16 protein-coding genes and 1 pseudogene are annotated in these 14590 nt (G+C 57.5%); 7 read left to right on the top strand and 10 right to left on the bottom strand.

The features are described from left to right. From ACZO3G_RS12890 to ACZO3G_RS12865, 6 genes are all read left to right on the top strand, one after another. Window positions 1-283: hypothetical protein (locus tag ACZO3G_RS12890; protein WP_486847310.1), on the top strand; the 283-nt coding region annotated here is incomplete at its 5' end. After that, on the top strand, window positions 276-1772 hold the full coding sequence (locus ACZO3G_RS12885) for a collagen-like protein (RefSeq protein ID WP_302822513.1): 1497 nt from the start codon (window positions 276-278) through the stop codon (window positions 1770-1772). The genes ACZO3G_RS12890 and ACZO3G_RS12885, both read left to right, overlap by 8 nt. 4 nt (window positions 1773-1776) lie before the next feature. Then, window positions 1777-2028, top strand: a complete 252-nt coding sequence (locus ACZO3G_RS12880; protein ID WP_302822514.1) for a hypothetical protein — start codon at window positions 1777-1779, stop codon at window positions 2026-2028. 48 nt (window positions 2029-2076) lie between these two features. Continuing rightward, window positions 2077-2370, top strand: coding sequence for a phage holin (locus ACZO3G_RS12875; RefSeq protein WP_486847309.1), 294 nt, complete (start codon window positions 2077-2079; stop codon window positions 2368-2370). Next, window positions 2363-3157, top strand: coding sequence for a glycoside hydrolase family 25 protein (locus ACZO3G_RS12870; RefSeq protein WP_276872866.1), 795 nt, complete (start codon window positions 2363-2365; stop codon window positions 3155-3157). The genes ACZO3G_RS12875 and ACZO3G_RS12870 overlap by 8 nt, the downstream gene beginning before the upstream one ends. Before the next feature lie 2 nt (window positions 3158-3159). Further along, complete coding sequence (locus ACZO3G_RS12865; protein ID WP_276872868.1) at window positions 3160-3366, top strand: hypothetical protein; 207 nt, start codon at window positions 3160-3162, stop codon at window positions 3364-3366. Window positions 3367-4504: 1138 nt separating this feature from the next. Here ACZO3G_RS12865 and ACZO3G_RS12860 read toward each other — a convergent pair. Genes ACZO3G_RS12860 through dinB form a run of 3 tightly spaced genes read right to left on the bottom strand, consistent with a single transcriptional unit; the run spans window position 4505 to window position 6605 of the window. Further along, complete coding sequence (locus tag ACZO3G_RS12860) at window positions 4505-5068, bottom strand: SOS response-associated peptidase (RefSeq protein WP_101549056.1); 564 nt, start codon at window positions 5066-5068, stop codon at window positions 4505-4507. A gap of 1 nt (window position 5069) precedes the next feature. Further along, complete coding sequence (locus ACZO3G_RS12855) at window positions 5070-5348, bottom strand: hypothetical protein (RefSeq protein WP_101549058.1); 279 nt, start codon at window positions 5346-5348, stop codon at window positions 5070-5072. A 15-nt stretch (window positions 5349-5363) separates the two neighbouring features. Next, complete coding sequence (gene dinB, locus ACZO3G_RS12850; protein WP_276872871.1) at window positions 5364-6605, bottom strand: DNA polymerase IV; 1242 nt, start codon at window positions 6603-6605, stop codon at window positions 5364-5366. 135 nt (window positions 6606-6740) lie between these two features. Here dinB and ACZO3G_RS12845 point away from each other — a divergent pair, with 135 nt between their 5' ends. Beyond that, the gene (locus ACZO3G_RS12845) at window positions 6741-6941 is read left to right on the top strand and encodes a helix-turn-helix domain-containing protein (RefSeq protein WP_353939263.1); all 201 of its coding nucleotides are present in this window, start codon (window positions 6741-6743) and stop codon (window positions 6939-6941) included. Window positions 6942-7418: 477 nt separating this feature from the next. On the opposite strand, the gene ACZO3G_RS12840 is transcribed toward ACZO3G_RS12845, so the two are convergent. From ACZO3G_RS12840 to ACZO3G_RS12810, 7 genes and pseudogenes are all read right to left on the bottom strand, one after another. Then, window positions 7419-8576 (bottom strand): YibE/F family protein, encoded by a 1158-nt coding sequence (locus tag ACZO3G_RS12840; RefSeq protein WP_276872879.1) that lies wholly within the window; start codon window positions 8574-8576, stop codon window positions 7419-7421. Window positions 8577-8664: 88 nt separating this feature from the next. Continuing rightward, window positions 8665-10242, bottom strand: coding sequence for an alkaline phosphatase (locus tag ACZO3G_RS12835; RefSeq protein WP_276872881.1), 1578 nt, complete (start codon window positions 10240-10242; stop codon window positions 8665-8667). A 213-nt stretch (window positions 10243-10455) separates the two neighbouring features. After that, window positions 10456-11370: a sugar phosphate isomerase/epimerase family protein gene (locus ACZO3G_RS12830; RefSeq protein WP_276872883.1), complete on the bottom strand. Its 915-nt coding sequence runs from the start codon at window positions 11368-11370 to the stop codon at window positions 10456-10458. A 10-nt stretch (window positions 11371-11380) separates the two neighbouring features. Next, complete coding sequence (locus ACZO3G_RS12825) at window positions 11381-12415, bottom strand: Gfo/Idh/MocA family protein (protein ID WP_276872885.1); 1035 nt, start codon at window positions 12413-12415, stop codon at window positions 11381-11383. Window positions 12416-12449: 34 nt separating this feature from the next. Next, window positions 12450-13319, bottom strand: coding sequence for a sugar phosphate isomerase/epimerase family protein (locus ACZO3G_RS12820; protein ID WP_276872887.1), 870 nt, complete (start codon window positions 13317-13319; stop codon window positions 12450-12452). Between the two features lie 16 nt (window positions 13320-13335). Continuing rightward, window positions 13336-14316 (bottom strand): ABC transporter permease, encoded by a 981-nt coding sequence (locus tag ACZO3G_RS12815; RefSeq protein ID WP_276872889.1) that lies wholly within the window; start codon window positions 14314-14316, stop codon window positions 13336-13338. A 25-nt stretch (window positions 14317-14341) separates the two neighbouring features. Further along, a pseudogene (locus ACZO3G_RS12810) lies at window positions 14342-14590 on the bottom strand (D-xylose ABC transporter ATP-binding protein); the annotation flags it as partial.

The raw sequence follows: 14590 nt of genomic DNA, 5'->3' as shown, positions 1-14590 counted from the left end.
GTGTAAGAACCCGGACGGTTCCCTGCATCCTTTTGAGAGAGGCGACACCGTGTATTTTACAGTCAAGTGGAGCCCGAACGCGGATGAAAAACTCATGCAGAAGGTCGTGACCGACTTCGGCGGCAAAGGGGAGGCCGTGATCGAGATCACTCCGGAAGACACCAAGGCGCTTGATTTTGGGGCATACAAATACGACGTGCAGCTGACCTATGCGAGCGGCAGGGTGACGACGATCATCCCGCCAAGCAGCTTTCGGGTCATGGAGGAAATCACGGATGAATGAGTTGATCGGAGCCATTGAACCGCAGGCGGCCATAACCGCGCAGATCATAGCGGAGGGGCCTCCGGGGCCGAAGGGAGAACCCGGACCCGCTGGGCCTCCAGGACCGACGGGAGAAGCTGGACCGCAAGGAATCCCCGGCCCCGCTGGGCCGAAGGGCGACACCGGGCCGCAGGGAGAACCCGGTGCAGATGCTTATCAGAAAGTGAAGGAGCACGGGGCAGATTTCGGGGAAGACCAGTTTTACAATATCCTTGCAAATATCCCAACGAACATTAGAAACGCCTTGTGCTTTATTGGTTGTGTGCAGGACATCGGAGAAATACATACCCCTAGTGTTAAACCGGGGTTTGTATTCAAAGTATATAACGACTTCCCCCGGATGGGTATTTATTCTGGCGATAAGATAATGTGGAATGAGCAAGAATCCGGTTGGGATGTTTTATCCGGTGACAGACGAATGATTACAGAACAACTTCTAAGTAGTGTCAGCGAAGCGATAGATCGTAGCGGTATGGCGAACGATATGGCTAATGAGGCGCTCTATAACACGGGACTGTTAAAGGATGACGTCACCAAACTGCAAGAGGATTTTACGTCTGTCGCTGACGGTAAAGCATTGGTGGAAACCGCGATCAGCGACATGGGCGGAACGGTTTCCAAAGAAGCGGATGTTGCGACATTTCAGGAGCTTGCGGACGGTGTAGGGACAATAGCTGGCGGAAGCCCAACTGATGATGCAAAAGACAGCCTGAAAACATTAATCGAACGGGACGGGTTCAGTCAAAAAAAACTTACTATACCCGATAGCGTCAAAATCATTGGGCCATTCGCTTTCTATAATTATAGTTCGATAAAAATTGATCAATTGCCAGAAGGCATAACCTCGATAGGAAGATACGCGTTCTATTCGACCGAAGTAGCATTTACATCGTTGCCCGAAACAGTAGCGAGGATTGATAACTATGCTTTTTATAATTGCCCGTTACTGGCACTGAATTATCTCCCATCAGGTATAGATAGAATATACCAGTACTCTTTTCATGGCTGTGCAAATTTAGACATTACTTCGATTCCATCAAAAGTGAAAGTTGTTGATACAAAAGGTTTTTATGGTTGTAAGAAGATGCCTTTAAGTTCACTTCCGGAAGGACTGATTGATATTGGCAGTGCTGCGTTTGACGGTTGCTCTAATTTAGCACTTGAATCTTTGCCGCCCAACCTTACTAATATAGGTTCATATGCGTTTCGCTTTTGTGAAAAATTGTTGATAGAAGAAATCCCGGAGAGTGTAACAACGATTGGGTCTGCCGCGTTCAATAGCTGTAATTCGTTGCGAACGATGCGCCTTGGTGGGAATCTAAAAACAATTGGGGATTATGTTTTTACAAATTGTACAAACCTTACAAGCATCGTATGTGATTTTGCAGAAGGAGCAGTAGCAGGCGCGCCGTGGGGAGCGACGAACGCGACCATTACATATCTGAGGTGATGAAATGCAGGTCTTGAACACGTACCGGATGAAGACGCCGACGCGCACGATCGACCTCGCGCCGGGAGCCGAACCCCAGACGTTCGCGAATGGAGAAGCATACACATTGACTCCCATGGTGCGCCTGATTTCCGCCGAGGGCAAAACATTGACGAACGGCACGATCACTCAGCCCTGCGTGATCACGGGGAGTTCCGAGGTGTGGACAGAGGTCGACGCCCCCGACGACGACCAACGGCAAAAGGAAGCAGAATAACGCAAAAATGCCGCCCTTCGGCGGCACAGGTGAAAGGAGCTGCTACATATGAAAATCAACTGGACAGTCCGAATCAAGAACCCGCTCTGGTGGGCGCAGATGGCCTGCGCCGTCGTCCTGCCCATCCTCGCGTACTTCGGCCTCGCGTGGGAGGACATGACGACATGGGCGTCGATCGGTGAGGTGCTCCTGCGCGCGGTGCAGAATCCCGTTGTGGTGGTTTCCGTGCTCGTCAGCGTGTTCAATGCCCTGACCGACCCGACAACCTCGGGCGTGAATGACAGCGTGAGGGCCATGACCTACGAGACGCCGCACAAGGATACGGAGGCGGGCAATGGCTGATGTGATCGCACGGGGGATTGATATCTCGTCCCACCAGGGCGATATCGACTTTGCCAAGGTCAAGGCGGCGGGCTACAGCTATGTGATCATCAAGGCGGGGCAAGGGCTGCGGGAGATGCAAACCTTCAAGGGCAGGTATCTCCCCGCCGTACTCGCGGCCGGTCTCGATTGGGGCGCGTACTGGTGGAGCGATGCGGTGACGGTTGACGAGGCCGGGACGGAGGCGCGGGCATTCGTCAAGGTGCTTGACGGCCTCCGCCCCACATACCCGGTGTACATGGACCAGGAATACGAGTCCCCCTGCGGCAACGCTTGGGGCGTGGGTAAGGGAAAGCAGCTTCGCACCGACATGGCAAAGGCGTTTTTGGGCGTGCTCCAGGACGCGGGTTATTATGCGGGGCTGTACGCCTCGAAGGATTGGCTCGATTACTGGGTGGACGCGGGGCAGCTTACCGCCTATGACAAGTGGGTGGCGCAATACGCGCCCTGCTGCACCTACCAGGGAGTGTATGGCATGTGGCAGCGGACAGGCGGAGGGACGTGCCCGGGGATCAGCGTGCCGGTGGATATCAACGAGTGCTACCGGGATTACCCCGGGATCATGCGGGCGCACCGGCTCAACGGATGGACACCGCCCAGCACGCAGGACAAGCCCGCAGAGGCCCCGGAGGAAGAGACGGTAACAATCCCGACAGAAGAGCTGAAGGCCGCTTACTCGGCCTTGCAAGCCGCTCACGACGCAACCGGGGAGGCAATCGAAAAGATCAGGATGATATTGGGGGTGTAGACATGGATTGTGACAAAAATGTCCCGTGCGACCGGCTCGTGGAGCTGGAGCATCGGGTATCCAAAAAGTTTGACGAGTACGACGGGCGGCTTGGCGACGGGGAGGTGAGTTTCGCCGTGATCAAGACCAAACTGAATCTGATTCTGGGGATTCTTGCGGCGATTGGCGGATGCATGATACCGATATTTCTAAATATGGCATTTAAATAAATGCTGGGCGGGGCTAGGCACCCCGCCCTAATACCAAAGTTTTATTTTCTTATTTCTTAAATCCATAATAAGTTGAATTATGTTCTTTTTCTGAACACTTCTCGCCAGTTCTTTCAAGAGCACTTTTAATCCAATCGCATCGCTTTTTGTTCCATATTTATACTTGAGGACATTTCTAGAGAGACTAGCCAAAAGTATAATAATAAAACAGAATGCCCATAAAAGCAAACGATATAACCACAGAAGGGAATCCTCACTAAAAACTATCCTAGTAAAAATTATTACGATCGGTCCGACAAGAAGTATTATGGCTATAAATGACATGGCCATTACTTTTATGATTTCTTTCTTAGTATTGAAATCATAATATTTAAACGCAAACAATGAATTACTAGAACATTTGGGATATCCTAATTTGTTTTTTGCATAATTATAATTTGATATTACAATGTAGCATAGGTTTACGTATGTATCATATTGAGTCAAAAAAAGTGAGGATTTTGTAGTTATATCCTCCTGCGACATGATTTTTGCATGTTGACAAAATTCTTTTAAGTTATTTAATAGTATTTCCGGAAAAAGGAATATATTTTTCTGCATTAGGGATGACATTTTATTACAGCAGTTCTGTAGTTCACTGTAAGTATAATTGAAGGGGGGCTTAGTAGTACGTTTCATAAAAAACGACTCAGATAGAGAACTGGGAAAGTTGTAAACCGTATCGCACTTAAGGGTATTATATAGAGGCGCATAAACTTTTTCCAACTGCTGTCGCAATAAATCTTTATCGTGAGGCTTTATTTTTGTCAAAAGAAACGTGACGAAAGAACCTACGATTGAAATGACGATTCCTATCCATAGGTCAGATGGAATTTGCATTAGTTTGTCGACCATAACGTCACCTCAAATGGCAAAAATCTACAGATATATCAATTATATCTAATATGTGTGGAAAATCAATATAGTACGACTCCTTTTAGTCGGAAGTCGTACACCCATATGGATCTTTATCGTCGCGCAATCCCTTGAACACCGGCTGCCGCATAGCGCCTTTGCGGGATACTGCCATACGATCACCTCGGGCATATTTTACCCTGATGAATATCAAAAATCCTCCCGCTTTAGCGGGAGGATTGATTTATGAAGCGGTCCGTTCCAGCATTGGCGGAACCGCGCGGAGAATCTCCATCGCGGCCCCGAGGCCGCCGATCCACTCCGCGATTCTCGCGCGGGGGAGCACCACCGGCATCCGGTTGTGGACGTCGGCGATGGATTCGTTCGCGGCGGTGGTCAGGATGACATAGCGGGGTTCCCCGGCGAACTCGTTGTAGAGCCCCGCCATGTAAAGCGCATCCTCACCGGGCAGGCGGAAGCGGTATTTGGTCTTGTCCGCCGCCCACTCGTAGAAGCCGGTGGACGGGATCACACAGCGGCGCTGTTCGAGGCACTTGCGGAACATCGGCTTGTCCGGGGCCGTCTCGGCGCGGGCGTTGATGACCACTCCCTTTTTATCGAAGCGCGGGAACCCCCACGCCAGCAGCTCGGGCACGGGTCGGTCGTCCCCGGCGACGAGCACCGGGGCGACGTTGGTCGGGTAGATTTCCCCCATTTTGAATTCTCCGCGCTGCCGCCGCTCAACCTCCCGGACGATCTCCCGGATTTCGTCGCTCTCTTCCTGACTGAAATTGTACCGTCCGCACATATCAGTTCTTCGCCTCCACAAACCATTTATTGTCGTCCTCCCGCCAGACGTAGCTGACGGCGTATGCGGGCTGCCCTTCGGGCGTGTCCCACACGACCCGTACCTGATAGCGGATGCCGCTGCCGCCCGCCCGCATGGACGCGGCGCGGCGCACGTCGAGGACGCGTTCCACCTGATATTGTGTCCCGTCCTCCCATTCGATAACCTCGGGGGAGATGCTTCCGTCCGTGCCGAAGGTGGCGTTGACACGCACGTAGACCTTACGCGCCAGATCGTTCATTGCACAGCGTCTCCTTTAAAAATATCCGACCGGATGGATGATGTGGTCGGCCTTCGGGTCGAAGCCGGTCAGGTCCGTGTCCCGCAGCAGGGTTGCCCGCCGCACGCAGCCGTTGCCGAACCGCCGCCGCAGGCCGTCGACCGTCCGCTCGATCTCGGCCAGGTCCTCCCGCTTTTGATAGTCATCGTACATGTCGAGCTGCACCGGGATATCGTCATGCGAAAAATCCGTCACCGATACGCCGATGCTTCTGATCGGTTCATCCCACCGGTAGTTTGCCCGGAAAATCTCCATGGCGGCGGCGGTGATCTCAGAAGACAGGCAGGTGGGATGCGGCAGCTTCCGCTGCCGGGTGAAGCTCTGCAAACCGCGGTCGCGGACGCTGATGCACACCGTCTGCCCCACGAACCCCTGTTCCCGCATCCTTGCGGCGACGCTCTCGGCCAGCACCCACAGGACCAGCCCGACGTCCCCGTCGTCCTCGAGGTCGCGGGGGGCGGTGCAGCTGTTTCCGATGGATTTGATCACGGCCAGTTCGTCGAATTCCGCGACGGCGGCGCGGTCCTCGCCGTTGGCAAACGCCCAGAGTACGTCGCCCCACTTGCCGAACCACCTGCGCAGGTTCGCGGGATCGACGGCGGCAAGCCTGCCGATGGTGGTGATCTGCCGGGACGCCAGCTTGCGGCGGGTGGCCGGACCGACATACAGCAGGTCGGAGGCGGGGAGGGGCCACGCGATTTCCCTGTAGTTGTCCCGGCTGATGACCGTGACGGCGTCCGGTTTCTTGTAGTCGCTGCCGAGCTTTGCGAAAATCTTGTTCCAGCTCACGCCGATGCTGACGGTGATTCCCAGCTCGAACCGGATGCGGCGGCGGATTTCCTCCGCGATCTGCGGCCCGCCGCCGAAGATGCCGGTGCTTCCGCTCACGTCGAGCCATGCCTCGTCGATGCCGAAGGGCTCCACCTGCGAGGTGTACTCCATAAAGATTTCCCGGCAGAGCCTGCTGTACCGCAGGTAGAGCGGATAGTCGGGCGGGACGATGACCAGACCGGGGCATTTCTGCCGCGCCTGCCAGAGCGCCTCCCCGGTCTTGACGCCATACCGTTTGGCGCTGTCGTTTTTGGCGAGGATGATGCCGTGGCGCTGCTCGACGTCGCCGCCGACCGCAAGGGGTTTCTCGCGCAGGGCGGGCCGGTGGAGCGCCTCCACCGACGCATAGAAGGAATTGCAGTCGCAGTGTAAAATCGTGCGGTCCATCGGGCCACCTCCTCGAATCAGAACGTATGTTCTTATTGTAGGACGGACCGGGCGCGAAAACAAGCGGAAAGTGTTGGCAGGCCATACACATTATAGTAGAATCGAACGAGGCGGTCCGCAGAAAGGGAACGCGTCATGTTATCGACGACAATAGGAGTGAATGTCAAAATGAGCAGATTGGAATTGGGATGGTCGCAGGAACGGCTTGCTTTTGCTTCGGGGGTGTGCGTGCGCACAATCAGCGCGATCGAATGCGGCGCCGCCAACCCGACTTCGGACGTGATTGAAAGCCTTGCCTGGGCGCTGGGGGTACCCGTGTCCCGGCTTGTCGGATAGAGATTCGCATGGTGTAAACTTGGACGGCGGGCCGCCTTCTTATCGCCGCATTAACTTCATTTTACTGACAACATACTGACAACAAATTGCCAGCAAAACCGCATATATAGGCACTTTTAAGGCCCCTGCTAAGGGAGTAGGTCTGGAAACGGGCGCGAGAGTTCGAATCTCTCCATCTCCGCCAAAAAGAAGCAGCCAGTCTTTCGACTGGCTGCTTCTTTTTGGCGCCGCCTGCGGGCGGGTTCTCCGTTTGCTTCGTTCGGCGTGAAGGTGAAAACCCTGATGGTTTTCCCTTCACACATCTCTTTCCTTCCGATCTCTTGCAGTGCGAAAAAAGCAATTTTGCCGCATTGGTACAAAACCCGCATGACAAGCCGGTTTGATGGCTGTCATGCGGGTTTTTTCACTTTTTCAAAATTTACGGGCCGTCGGATCGCGGCATCACCGGCCGCTGTTTTGCATCGCCGGGCCACGCTGTTATCGGCCCGGGGGTTCCTCCGCGGCTCGCCCGGCCAGCAGGAAGCCGCTGGTCAGGGCGGTGAGCGGAGCCACTGTAACCAGCCCGAAGGAGCCCACCAACGTGTGGATCATTTCGGCGGCCACATATTTATAATTGAGGATGTTATGGATGGGGGTGCCCTGGGCCATAAACACCATCAGCAGGGCCACATAGCCGCCGGAGTAGGCCAGCAGCAGCGTGGTGGTCATGGTGCCCATGGCGGCCCGGCCCACGTTCATCCCGGAGCGCGCCGCCTCCCACTGGGAAATGTCGGGGCGCTTCTCCACCACCTCGTTCACCGCGGAGGTGATGTCCACCGCCAGGTCCATCACCGCGCCGGACGCCCCAATAAAGATGGCCGCCATGAAGATGCGGGTCAGGCTCAGGTGCTGGTAGCCGCCGTAGAGCAGGCTTTCGGAGTAGGCCATGACCGCTCCGTGAATTTGGAAGAGGCCGGTAAAAAGGACCCCCAGCACACAGGTTGCCAAAATCCCGAGGAACGCGCCGGATGCGGCGGCGGCACAGCGGCGGTCAAAGCCGTAAACCAGCGCGATGATCAGCAGCGTGAGGAGCAGCGTGACCGCGAGGCCGATGAGAACGGGATCGTACCCTTTCAGGTAAAGGGGAACCAGCAGCTTCCACAGCATGAGGACCGTCAGGACAAAGGAGGCGATGGCCCGCACGCCGGTACGCCCGGCAAAGAGGACCAGAAAGACGGCAAAAACGCCGGCCAGCAGGATTTCCTTGCCGATGCGGTAGTGGTCGACCATCGTGACGGAGCGGATCGCATCCCCCGTGAAGCTGACCACCACCATGGCTTTATCCCTGGGGACAAAGATCTTGTCCTGTTCCAGCGAGCCGTTGAGCAGGTTGACGCCGGAAGCGGTCTGTCCCCGGAACCTTCCCCCCAACAGCTCGAGCGTGCAGATTTGTTCCCCGGAGCGGACCAGGCCGTTATCGACGATGGAACTGTCGTCCACCGCCAGCACGCGGGCGGGGCAGCGGTCGGCCTCCTGATATTGGACGGCGCCCTCAAATCCCGTGGGCAGGAGAAGCAGGACGGCGATCAGCGCGGCGCAGAGCATCACGGGCGCGTGGTACCGGAGCCGGGTCGAACGATTGGGTGTTTTTTTCATATGGCCGGGAATATCCTTTCCAGACCGGGGGGCGGATGCGGCTTGGAGCCGCATCCGCCCCCCGGCTATGAAGTGAGAGAAACGCGGACTATTGGACGTCCAGCATCCGGGCCAGTCTGTTGTAAACCTCGGTGTTGTCGTAATACCCCTGGAAGGCCTCGGCGCCGGCGCCGTCGGCCAGTACGGCCACGGGCAGTCCGGTATGGCTGTAGGAGGTGAAGGAAATCCCCGCCTTATTGTTGATGATGTGGGTGATGGTGACGCTCAGAGGTTCGTAGGTGCCGTAGAGCACCGATTCCTCCTGCTCGTACCGGCTGGCGGGCGTCTCGTTGACGCTCTTCTCATAGGCGGCGCGGAGCCGGGAAAGCTCGTACTCGGTGAGGACCAGCTTGTCGCCTTCCTCTCCCGCGGCTTTCAGGCCGAAGAGCTCCTCCACGTCGGCCAGCACCTCCTCAAAGGAGGTCTTCTGCTCCTTGTAGGCGGCCACATAATCGCTGTCATATTTGGCGTAGGAGATCTTCTGGCTTTCCAGCAGATCCTGATAGGTGTCATAATCGGTGCCGGCAAAGCCGATGGTCATGCCGCCGGTTTCGTGGTCGCCGGTGACGATGATCAGCGTCTCCTCCGGTTTCGTTTTGGCAAAGTCGACGGCCACCTGGACGGCGTCAGCCAGCGCCTGCGTGTCGCGGATGGTGGAGGCCGCGTCGTTGGCGTGGCAGGCCCAGTCGATCTTGCCGCCCTCGCACATCATGAAAAAGCCCTTGTCGTTTTCCAGGACCTCAATCCCCTTGGAGACATAGTCGGCGAGCGACATCATCTCATTCGTCCGGTCCAGCTCATAGGCCATGGCGTCGGAATCCGCAAGGTGCTCGTCGATGATGACCGCCTTATCGGTGGAGGCGTTTACCGCTTCCGCTTCGGCGCGGGTCATGGCCACGGTATAGCCGGCGTCCCGGGCCAGGTCGTAGAGGTTTTCCAGGTCCCCGTCCGAGCCGGTGGGCTTGAGCAGGCCGCCGCCGGCAAAGTAATCGAAATCGGACGCAATCATCTCCAGGCCGATCTCATAGTAGCTGCTGCGGCTCTGCTGGTGGGCGTAGAAGGCGGCGGGGGTGGCGTGGTTGAGGTTGACGGATGTGATCACGCCGATCTCCCAGTCCTTCTGGTCATGGAGCTTTTCGGCGATCGTCTCAAAGGCGACGGTGCCCGTTTCGTCCATGTTGATGGTGCCGGAATAGGTTTTGTGTCCGGTGGAGATCGAGGTGGCGGTTGAAGCGGAATCGGGGGCAAAGCTGTTGGAATCATATGTGACCGCGGAGCCGGCGACCGGGAAGTTCATGAAGTTCAGGTACTCGGGGCCGTCCAGGATCGCCCCCTGGTTGTCGTCCAGGCTGGGCTGTGCCATCCAGTAGTCCCCGTCATTGATCGCGCCCAGAAAATCTGAGGCCGACTGGATCTGGGGATAGCGCATCCCGTCGCCGATGAACAGAAAGACATATTTCGGGGCCTCGGGGGACGCCGTGGGAGCCCGGCTCTCCACCTGGGAAACGGAACCCGCCGCGGGGGCGGATACGGATTCCGGGGCGGGCGCGGAGGGGCTGCCGCACGCGGCCAGCGTGCAGGCCGCGGCGGCGGCCAGGGTAAGTGCCAGTGGGCGTTTCCAATCCATGCTTAATTCCTCCATCTTTTCGTCATGTTGCGTTTGGACAGGGGAAGCATAACAGAGAAATGCAAGGAAAACGATCAGGTTGCCGTAAAAAGACAGTAAAAACGCCCCCGCCGCCGGATGCCAGTTCACGCGTGGCGCAAGCCTGCAAAGCCCCAAAAACAGGCGCGCCTGGGATGGAAGGGTTCTTCCATCCCAGGCGCGCCTGTCGCGTTGTCAAACGATAAACTGTTCCAGATACCTCTTGCTCAGCCGCAGGGCGTCCAGAATTTTTTCCTCCGAGCTTTCAAACGCCCGGTCCTCGATCTCGATGCAGACGTTCCCGTCATAACCGATGTCCATCAGCGCCGACAGGTATCTGGCCCAATCCACATCTCCCAGCCCCGGGATTTTCGGCGTCATATACTCCAGCGGATACCCCATGATCCCGACTTCGTTCAGCTTTTCGGGATAGAGCTTGATATCCTTGCAGTGGACGTGGAAGATGCGGTCCCGGAAGGTATACAGCGGCTGGATGTAGTCGACCATCTGCCAGATGAAGTGGGACGGGTCGTAATTGATTCCCAAATGCGCGCTTGGGAGAATCTCAAAAATCCGTTTCCAGACCGCCGGGGTGGTCATCAGGTTCTGCCCGCCCGGCCACTGGTCCGCGCCGAAAAGCATCGGGCAGTTTTCGATCGCGATCCTGACATCCAGTTCCTCCGCAAACGCGACGATGGGCGGCCACACCTCGCTCACGATCTCAAGGTTCTCCTCCACCGTCCTCGCCTGGTCCCGGCCGATGAATGTCGTGACCATATTGACGCCGAGGGCGCGGCTCGCAAGCATGACCTGCCGGAGATGGGCGATGTTCGCCTTTCTCCTGTCGGGGTCGCCGTCCAGGATGTTGGGATAGAAGGCCAGCGCGGAGATCTCCACCCCCGTTTTCCGGCAATACTCCGCGATTTCCCCCGCGGCGGCGCCGTCCAGGTTTACGACGTCGATGTGGCTCACGCCCGCATAGCGCCTCTCCGCTTTCCCGTTCGGCCAGCAGGCGACCTCCACACACTGAAATCCGATCTCCCGGGCGGCTTCCATCATTTCGAGGAAATCGAGCTGCCCGAGGATCGAACTTACAAATCCAAGTTTCATTCCGACGCTCCTATTCTATTGAGATGCTTCTTCCACACTGGGAGGATTCCATTCCCGCGAAAACGGCCTTCATCGCCCGGAGCGCGCTTTCCCCGCTCGACTCGGGCTGCGCGCCCGTTTCCACGCACTCCACAAAATGATCGATCACGCCCGAATTCGTCTGGCGGTCGTTCGTCTGGATGCCGTCGATCCGATACAGGACCTCCCCGCCGTCCCTGCCGACGATCCGGATCGCGCAGTCGGGGGATTCGTAGATCCGCATAATCCCCCCGGTCCCGCAGAGGACGGTGGAGTTGTCCTCCATGCCGTAATGCGTCCAACTGGCGGTCATCGTACCGATCACGTTCCCCTCCAGCGTATAGATACAGACCGCGTTGTCGTCCACGCCTATGGGAACGCCGGCGGCGTCCCGCTTGTCCAGCGTGCCTAGTTGGGCCATGACGCGGACGATCTTCCGGCCGGTCAGATACTGGATCAGGTCGGTCTTGTGGACGCCCAGGTCGCCCATGGCCCCCATGCACGCCTTTTGCCTGTCAAAAAACCAGACGTCCTTTCCCGGGTCGACGCTCCAGGTCTCCGGTCCCCCGTGCCCAAACGTGGTGCGGAAGGTCAAAAGCTCCCCGATGGCTCCCTCTTTGAGCAGCTGCCGGGCCTTTTGGTGCGCCTTCGCAAACCGCTGGTTGTGGTCGACCATCAGGATCTTCCCGTTTTCCCGCGCGGCCAGGACCATCCGTTCGCAGTCGGCATAGGTCATCGCCATCGGCTTTTCGCACAGGACGTGTTTGCCCGCCCTCAGCGCCGCGACCGTGAGCTCCGCGTGGGCGTGGTTTGCGGCGCAGACGCTGACCGCGTCGATCTCCGGGTTCCCCAGCAGGTCCTCGCAGGTTTCATACGCGGCGCAGCGGTACGTCCGGGCCAGGTCCGCCGCGCGCTGCCGGTGGATGTCATATAGCCCCGCCAGAAGGGCGTTTCCGTTTTCTTCATATTCCGGCAGGTGCCGGACCTGCGCAATCTTTCCGCAGCCGATCACGCCTACCTTTACCATGTCCACTCATCCCCCTTTGGGGTTCCCCCCGTCTTCAGAGCTCCAGTCCGCGCATCTTCCGGTAGTTGGAAAGGCTGACCGAAATGCTCTCAAAGGTCTCCAGGCTGCTGTAGTCCTGCTCGAGAAAGACGTATTTCGCGCCGACGGAATTTCCCGCGTCGATCAGTCCCTGGATATCGAGCACTCCCGTGCCGATCTCGGTAAATTCGCTGTGCTTCACTGCGCGGTCCACCGCGTCGGGCAGGACGAACCGGTCCTTGTCGAGTTTCTTCCAGATGTCCATATGTTCGATTTCCGCCTCCGGGAAATCCTTCTGGTGCAGGCATTTGACCCGCGTTCCATACTTGCCGACGACCTCGACCGGATCGATCATCCCCCTGCTCACCCAGTAGGCGTCGACCTGGATCCCAACCGTCTCCGGGTTGGTTCGCTCGACGAGGATGTCCATAATTGGCTTTCCTTCCACCGTTTTAAAATCCCAGAAATGGTTGTGGTACAAAAATGAAAGCCCGTTCTCCCGGCAGATCTCCCCGACCGCGTTGTAGGCCTCGCAGCTTGAATACACCTGCTCCTTCGAGGTGAAGTACTCCGCCGACAGGACCATATATTCGCAGCCCGCTTCGGCATAGTACCCGGCGGTCCGTTTCATCAGCTCCCGGTCGCGGATCATCTCCTTCGCGCGCTCATAGCATCCCAGATGCCCGCTGACGATTTTGACGCCCGTCTCCTCCGACAGCTTCCCGATCTCCGCCGCGCTGAACCCGAAGCACGCGATCTCCCGGTCCGCGTTGTGGTTAAAAAGCTCGGCGTAATGGTAACCGATCTCCGCCATCTTTTCCAAGGTTCCCCGCGGGTCCGCGCGGAACGCGTCCCTGACCGTATACAACTGTAATCCGACCTTCATCAGAAATCCTCCTTCATCAATGTGTCCTCGTCTGTTTCTTCGCCAAAAGGTTCGTGGAGAGCGCGTCCGTGATGATCGCGATGATCAGCAGGGCTCCCTTAACGACAAACTGCCAGTTGGAATTGACGCTGAGCAGGTTGAGGCCGTTGTTCACGACGCCGACCACGAGGCAGCCGAATACGGTGCCCACGACGGTCGCCGCGCCGCCGCTCAAAGGCGTCCCGCCGATCACGCACGCCGCGATCGCGTCCAGCTCGATATTCTGGCCGGCGCCCACCTGCGCGGAGGCGGTTCTGGCCGTGAGGACCACCGCGGCCACCGCCGCGCAGAACCCCATGATCAGATACGCCTGGTACCGGACCTTTTTGACGTCGATACCGCAGACCCTCGCGGCCTCCCGGTTGCCGCCCGCCGCCAGGACGTGCCTGCCGACCTTGGTCCGCCGCAGGACGAAGGTCCCCAGCGCGACCATTACCAGCATGATGATGACCGATACGGGGATTCCCAAAATTCTGCCCTGCCCGATAAAATTGAACGACGCGGGCAGGCCGATGATCGGGCTCATGTTGGTCATCAGGTAGACGACTCCCCGGAGGATGTTGGAAACCGCCATTGTCACGACGAATCCCGGTACGTTAAAGGTATTGATGAAAAACGCGTTGATGGAACTGCAGCACATGCCGGTGGCAATGCCGGCCGCGATCGCGATGGGCACGGGAACCCCCGCTACCATGAGCTTTGCAAGCACGACGCCCACCAGCGCCATGACCGATCCGACCGACAGGTCGAGGTCCCCGCAGGCGATGATGATGCAGAAGCCCGCCCCCACGATGACCGTGACGGCGACCTGCCTCAGGACGTTGAGCAGGTTGTAGCTGCTCAGAAAGGTGGGCGTCAAAAACGCCATAACCACGCTTAACAGCACGACGATCAACGCGGCTTTGTTGCTTTTTGTCAGGGCGTCAATCAACACCCGCGACCATTTGTTATCCTTCATAGACTTTACCCTCACCAATCGCATGTTAAGATTTCACGCCGAACGCGTAAGCCATCAGGTCCTCCTGGGTGGTGGCGTCCGGCGGCGTTTCGTAGACAATCCGGCCGTTCCTGACGACGCAGATCCGGTCGCTCAGGGCCATCACCTCCGGCAGCTCGGAGGAGACCAGAATGATCGCGATCCCCTGCTCCACCAGTCCGGATATGATGTTGTAGACCTCCTGTTTCGCGCCGACGTCGATTCCGCGCGTCGGCTCGTCCATAATGATTAGCTT

The sequence above is a fragment of the Anaerotruncus sp. genome (genome assembly GCF_057433415.1).
This window is presented reverse-complemented; position numbering and strand designations above follow the sequence as displayed.

Bases quoted from the DNA above. Each gene is read 5' to 3' on its own strand.
- ACZO3G_RS12825 (WP_276872885.1), bottom strand. From the start codon at position 12,415: ATGGTAAAGGTAGGCGTGATCGGCTGCGGAAAGATTGCGCAGGTCCGG.
- ACZO3G_RS12845 (WP_353939263.1), top strand. From the start codon at position 6,741: ATGTTATCGACGACAATAGGAGTGAATGTCAAAATGAGCAGATTGGAA.
- ACZO3G_RS12855 (WP_101549058.1), bottom strand. From the start codon at position 5,348: ATGAACGATCTGGCGCGTAAGGTCTACGTGCGTGTCAACGCCACCTTC.
- ACZO3G_RS12840 (WP_276872879.1), bottom strand. From the start codon at position 8,576: ATGAAAAAAACACCCAATCGTTCGACCCGGCTCCGGTACCACGCGCCC.
- ACZO3G_RS12835 (WP_276872881.1), bottom strand. From the start codon at position 10,242: ATGGATTGGAAACGCCCACTGGCACTTACCCTGGCCGCCGCCGCGGCC.
- ACZO3G_RS12820 (WP_276872887.1), bottom strand. From the start codon at position 13,319: ATGAAGGTCGGATTACAGTTGTATACGGTCAGGGACGCGTTCCGCGCG.
- ACZO3G_RS12815 (WP_276872889.1), bottom strand. From the start codon at position 14,316: ATGAAGGATAACAAATGGTCGCGGGTGTTGATTGACGCCCTGACAAAA.
- dinB (WP_276872871.1), bottom strand. From the start codon at position 6,605: ATGGACCGCACGATTTTACACTGCGACTGCAATTCCTTCTATGCGTCG.
- ACZO3G_RS12885 (WP_302822513.1), top strand. From the start codon at position 276: ATGAATGAGTTGATCGGAGCCATTGAACCGCAGGCGGCCATAACCGCG.
- ACZO3G_RS12880 (WP_302822514.1), top strand. From the start codon at position 1,777: ATGCAGGTCTTGAACACGTACCGGATGAAGACGCCGACGCGCACGATC.
- ACZO3G_RS12875 (WP_486847309.1), top strand. From the start codon at position 2,077: ATGAAAATCAACTGGACAGTCCGAATCAAGAACCCGCTCTGGTGGGCG.
- ACZO3G_RS12830 (WP_276872883.1), bottom strand. From the start codon at position 11,370: ATGAAACTTGGATTTGTAAGTTCGATCCTCGGGCAGCTCGATTTCCTC.
- ACZO3G_RS12860 (WP_101549056.1), bottom strand. From the start codon at position 5,068: ATGTGCGGACGGTACAATTTCAGTCAGGAAGAGAGCGACGAAATCCGG.
- ACZO3G_RS12870 (WP_276872866.1), top strand. From the start codon at position 2,363: ATGGCTGATGTGATCGCACGGGGGATTGATATCTCGTCCCACCAGGGC.
- ACZO3G_RS12865 (WP_276872868.1), top strand. From the start codon at position 3,160: ATGGATTGTGACAAAAATGTCCCGTGCGACCGGCTCGTGGAGCTGGAG.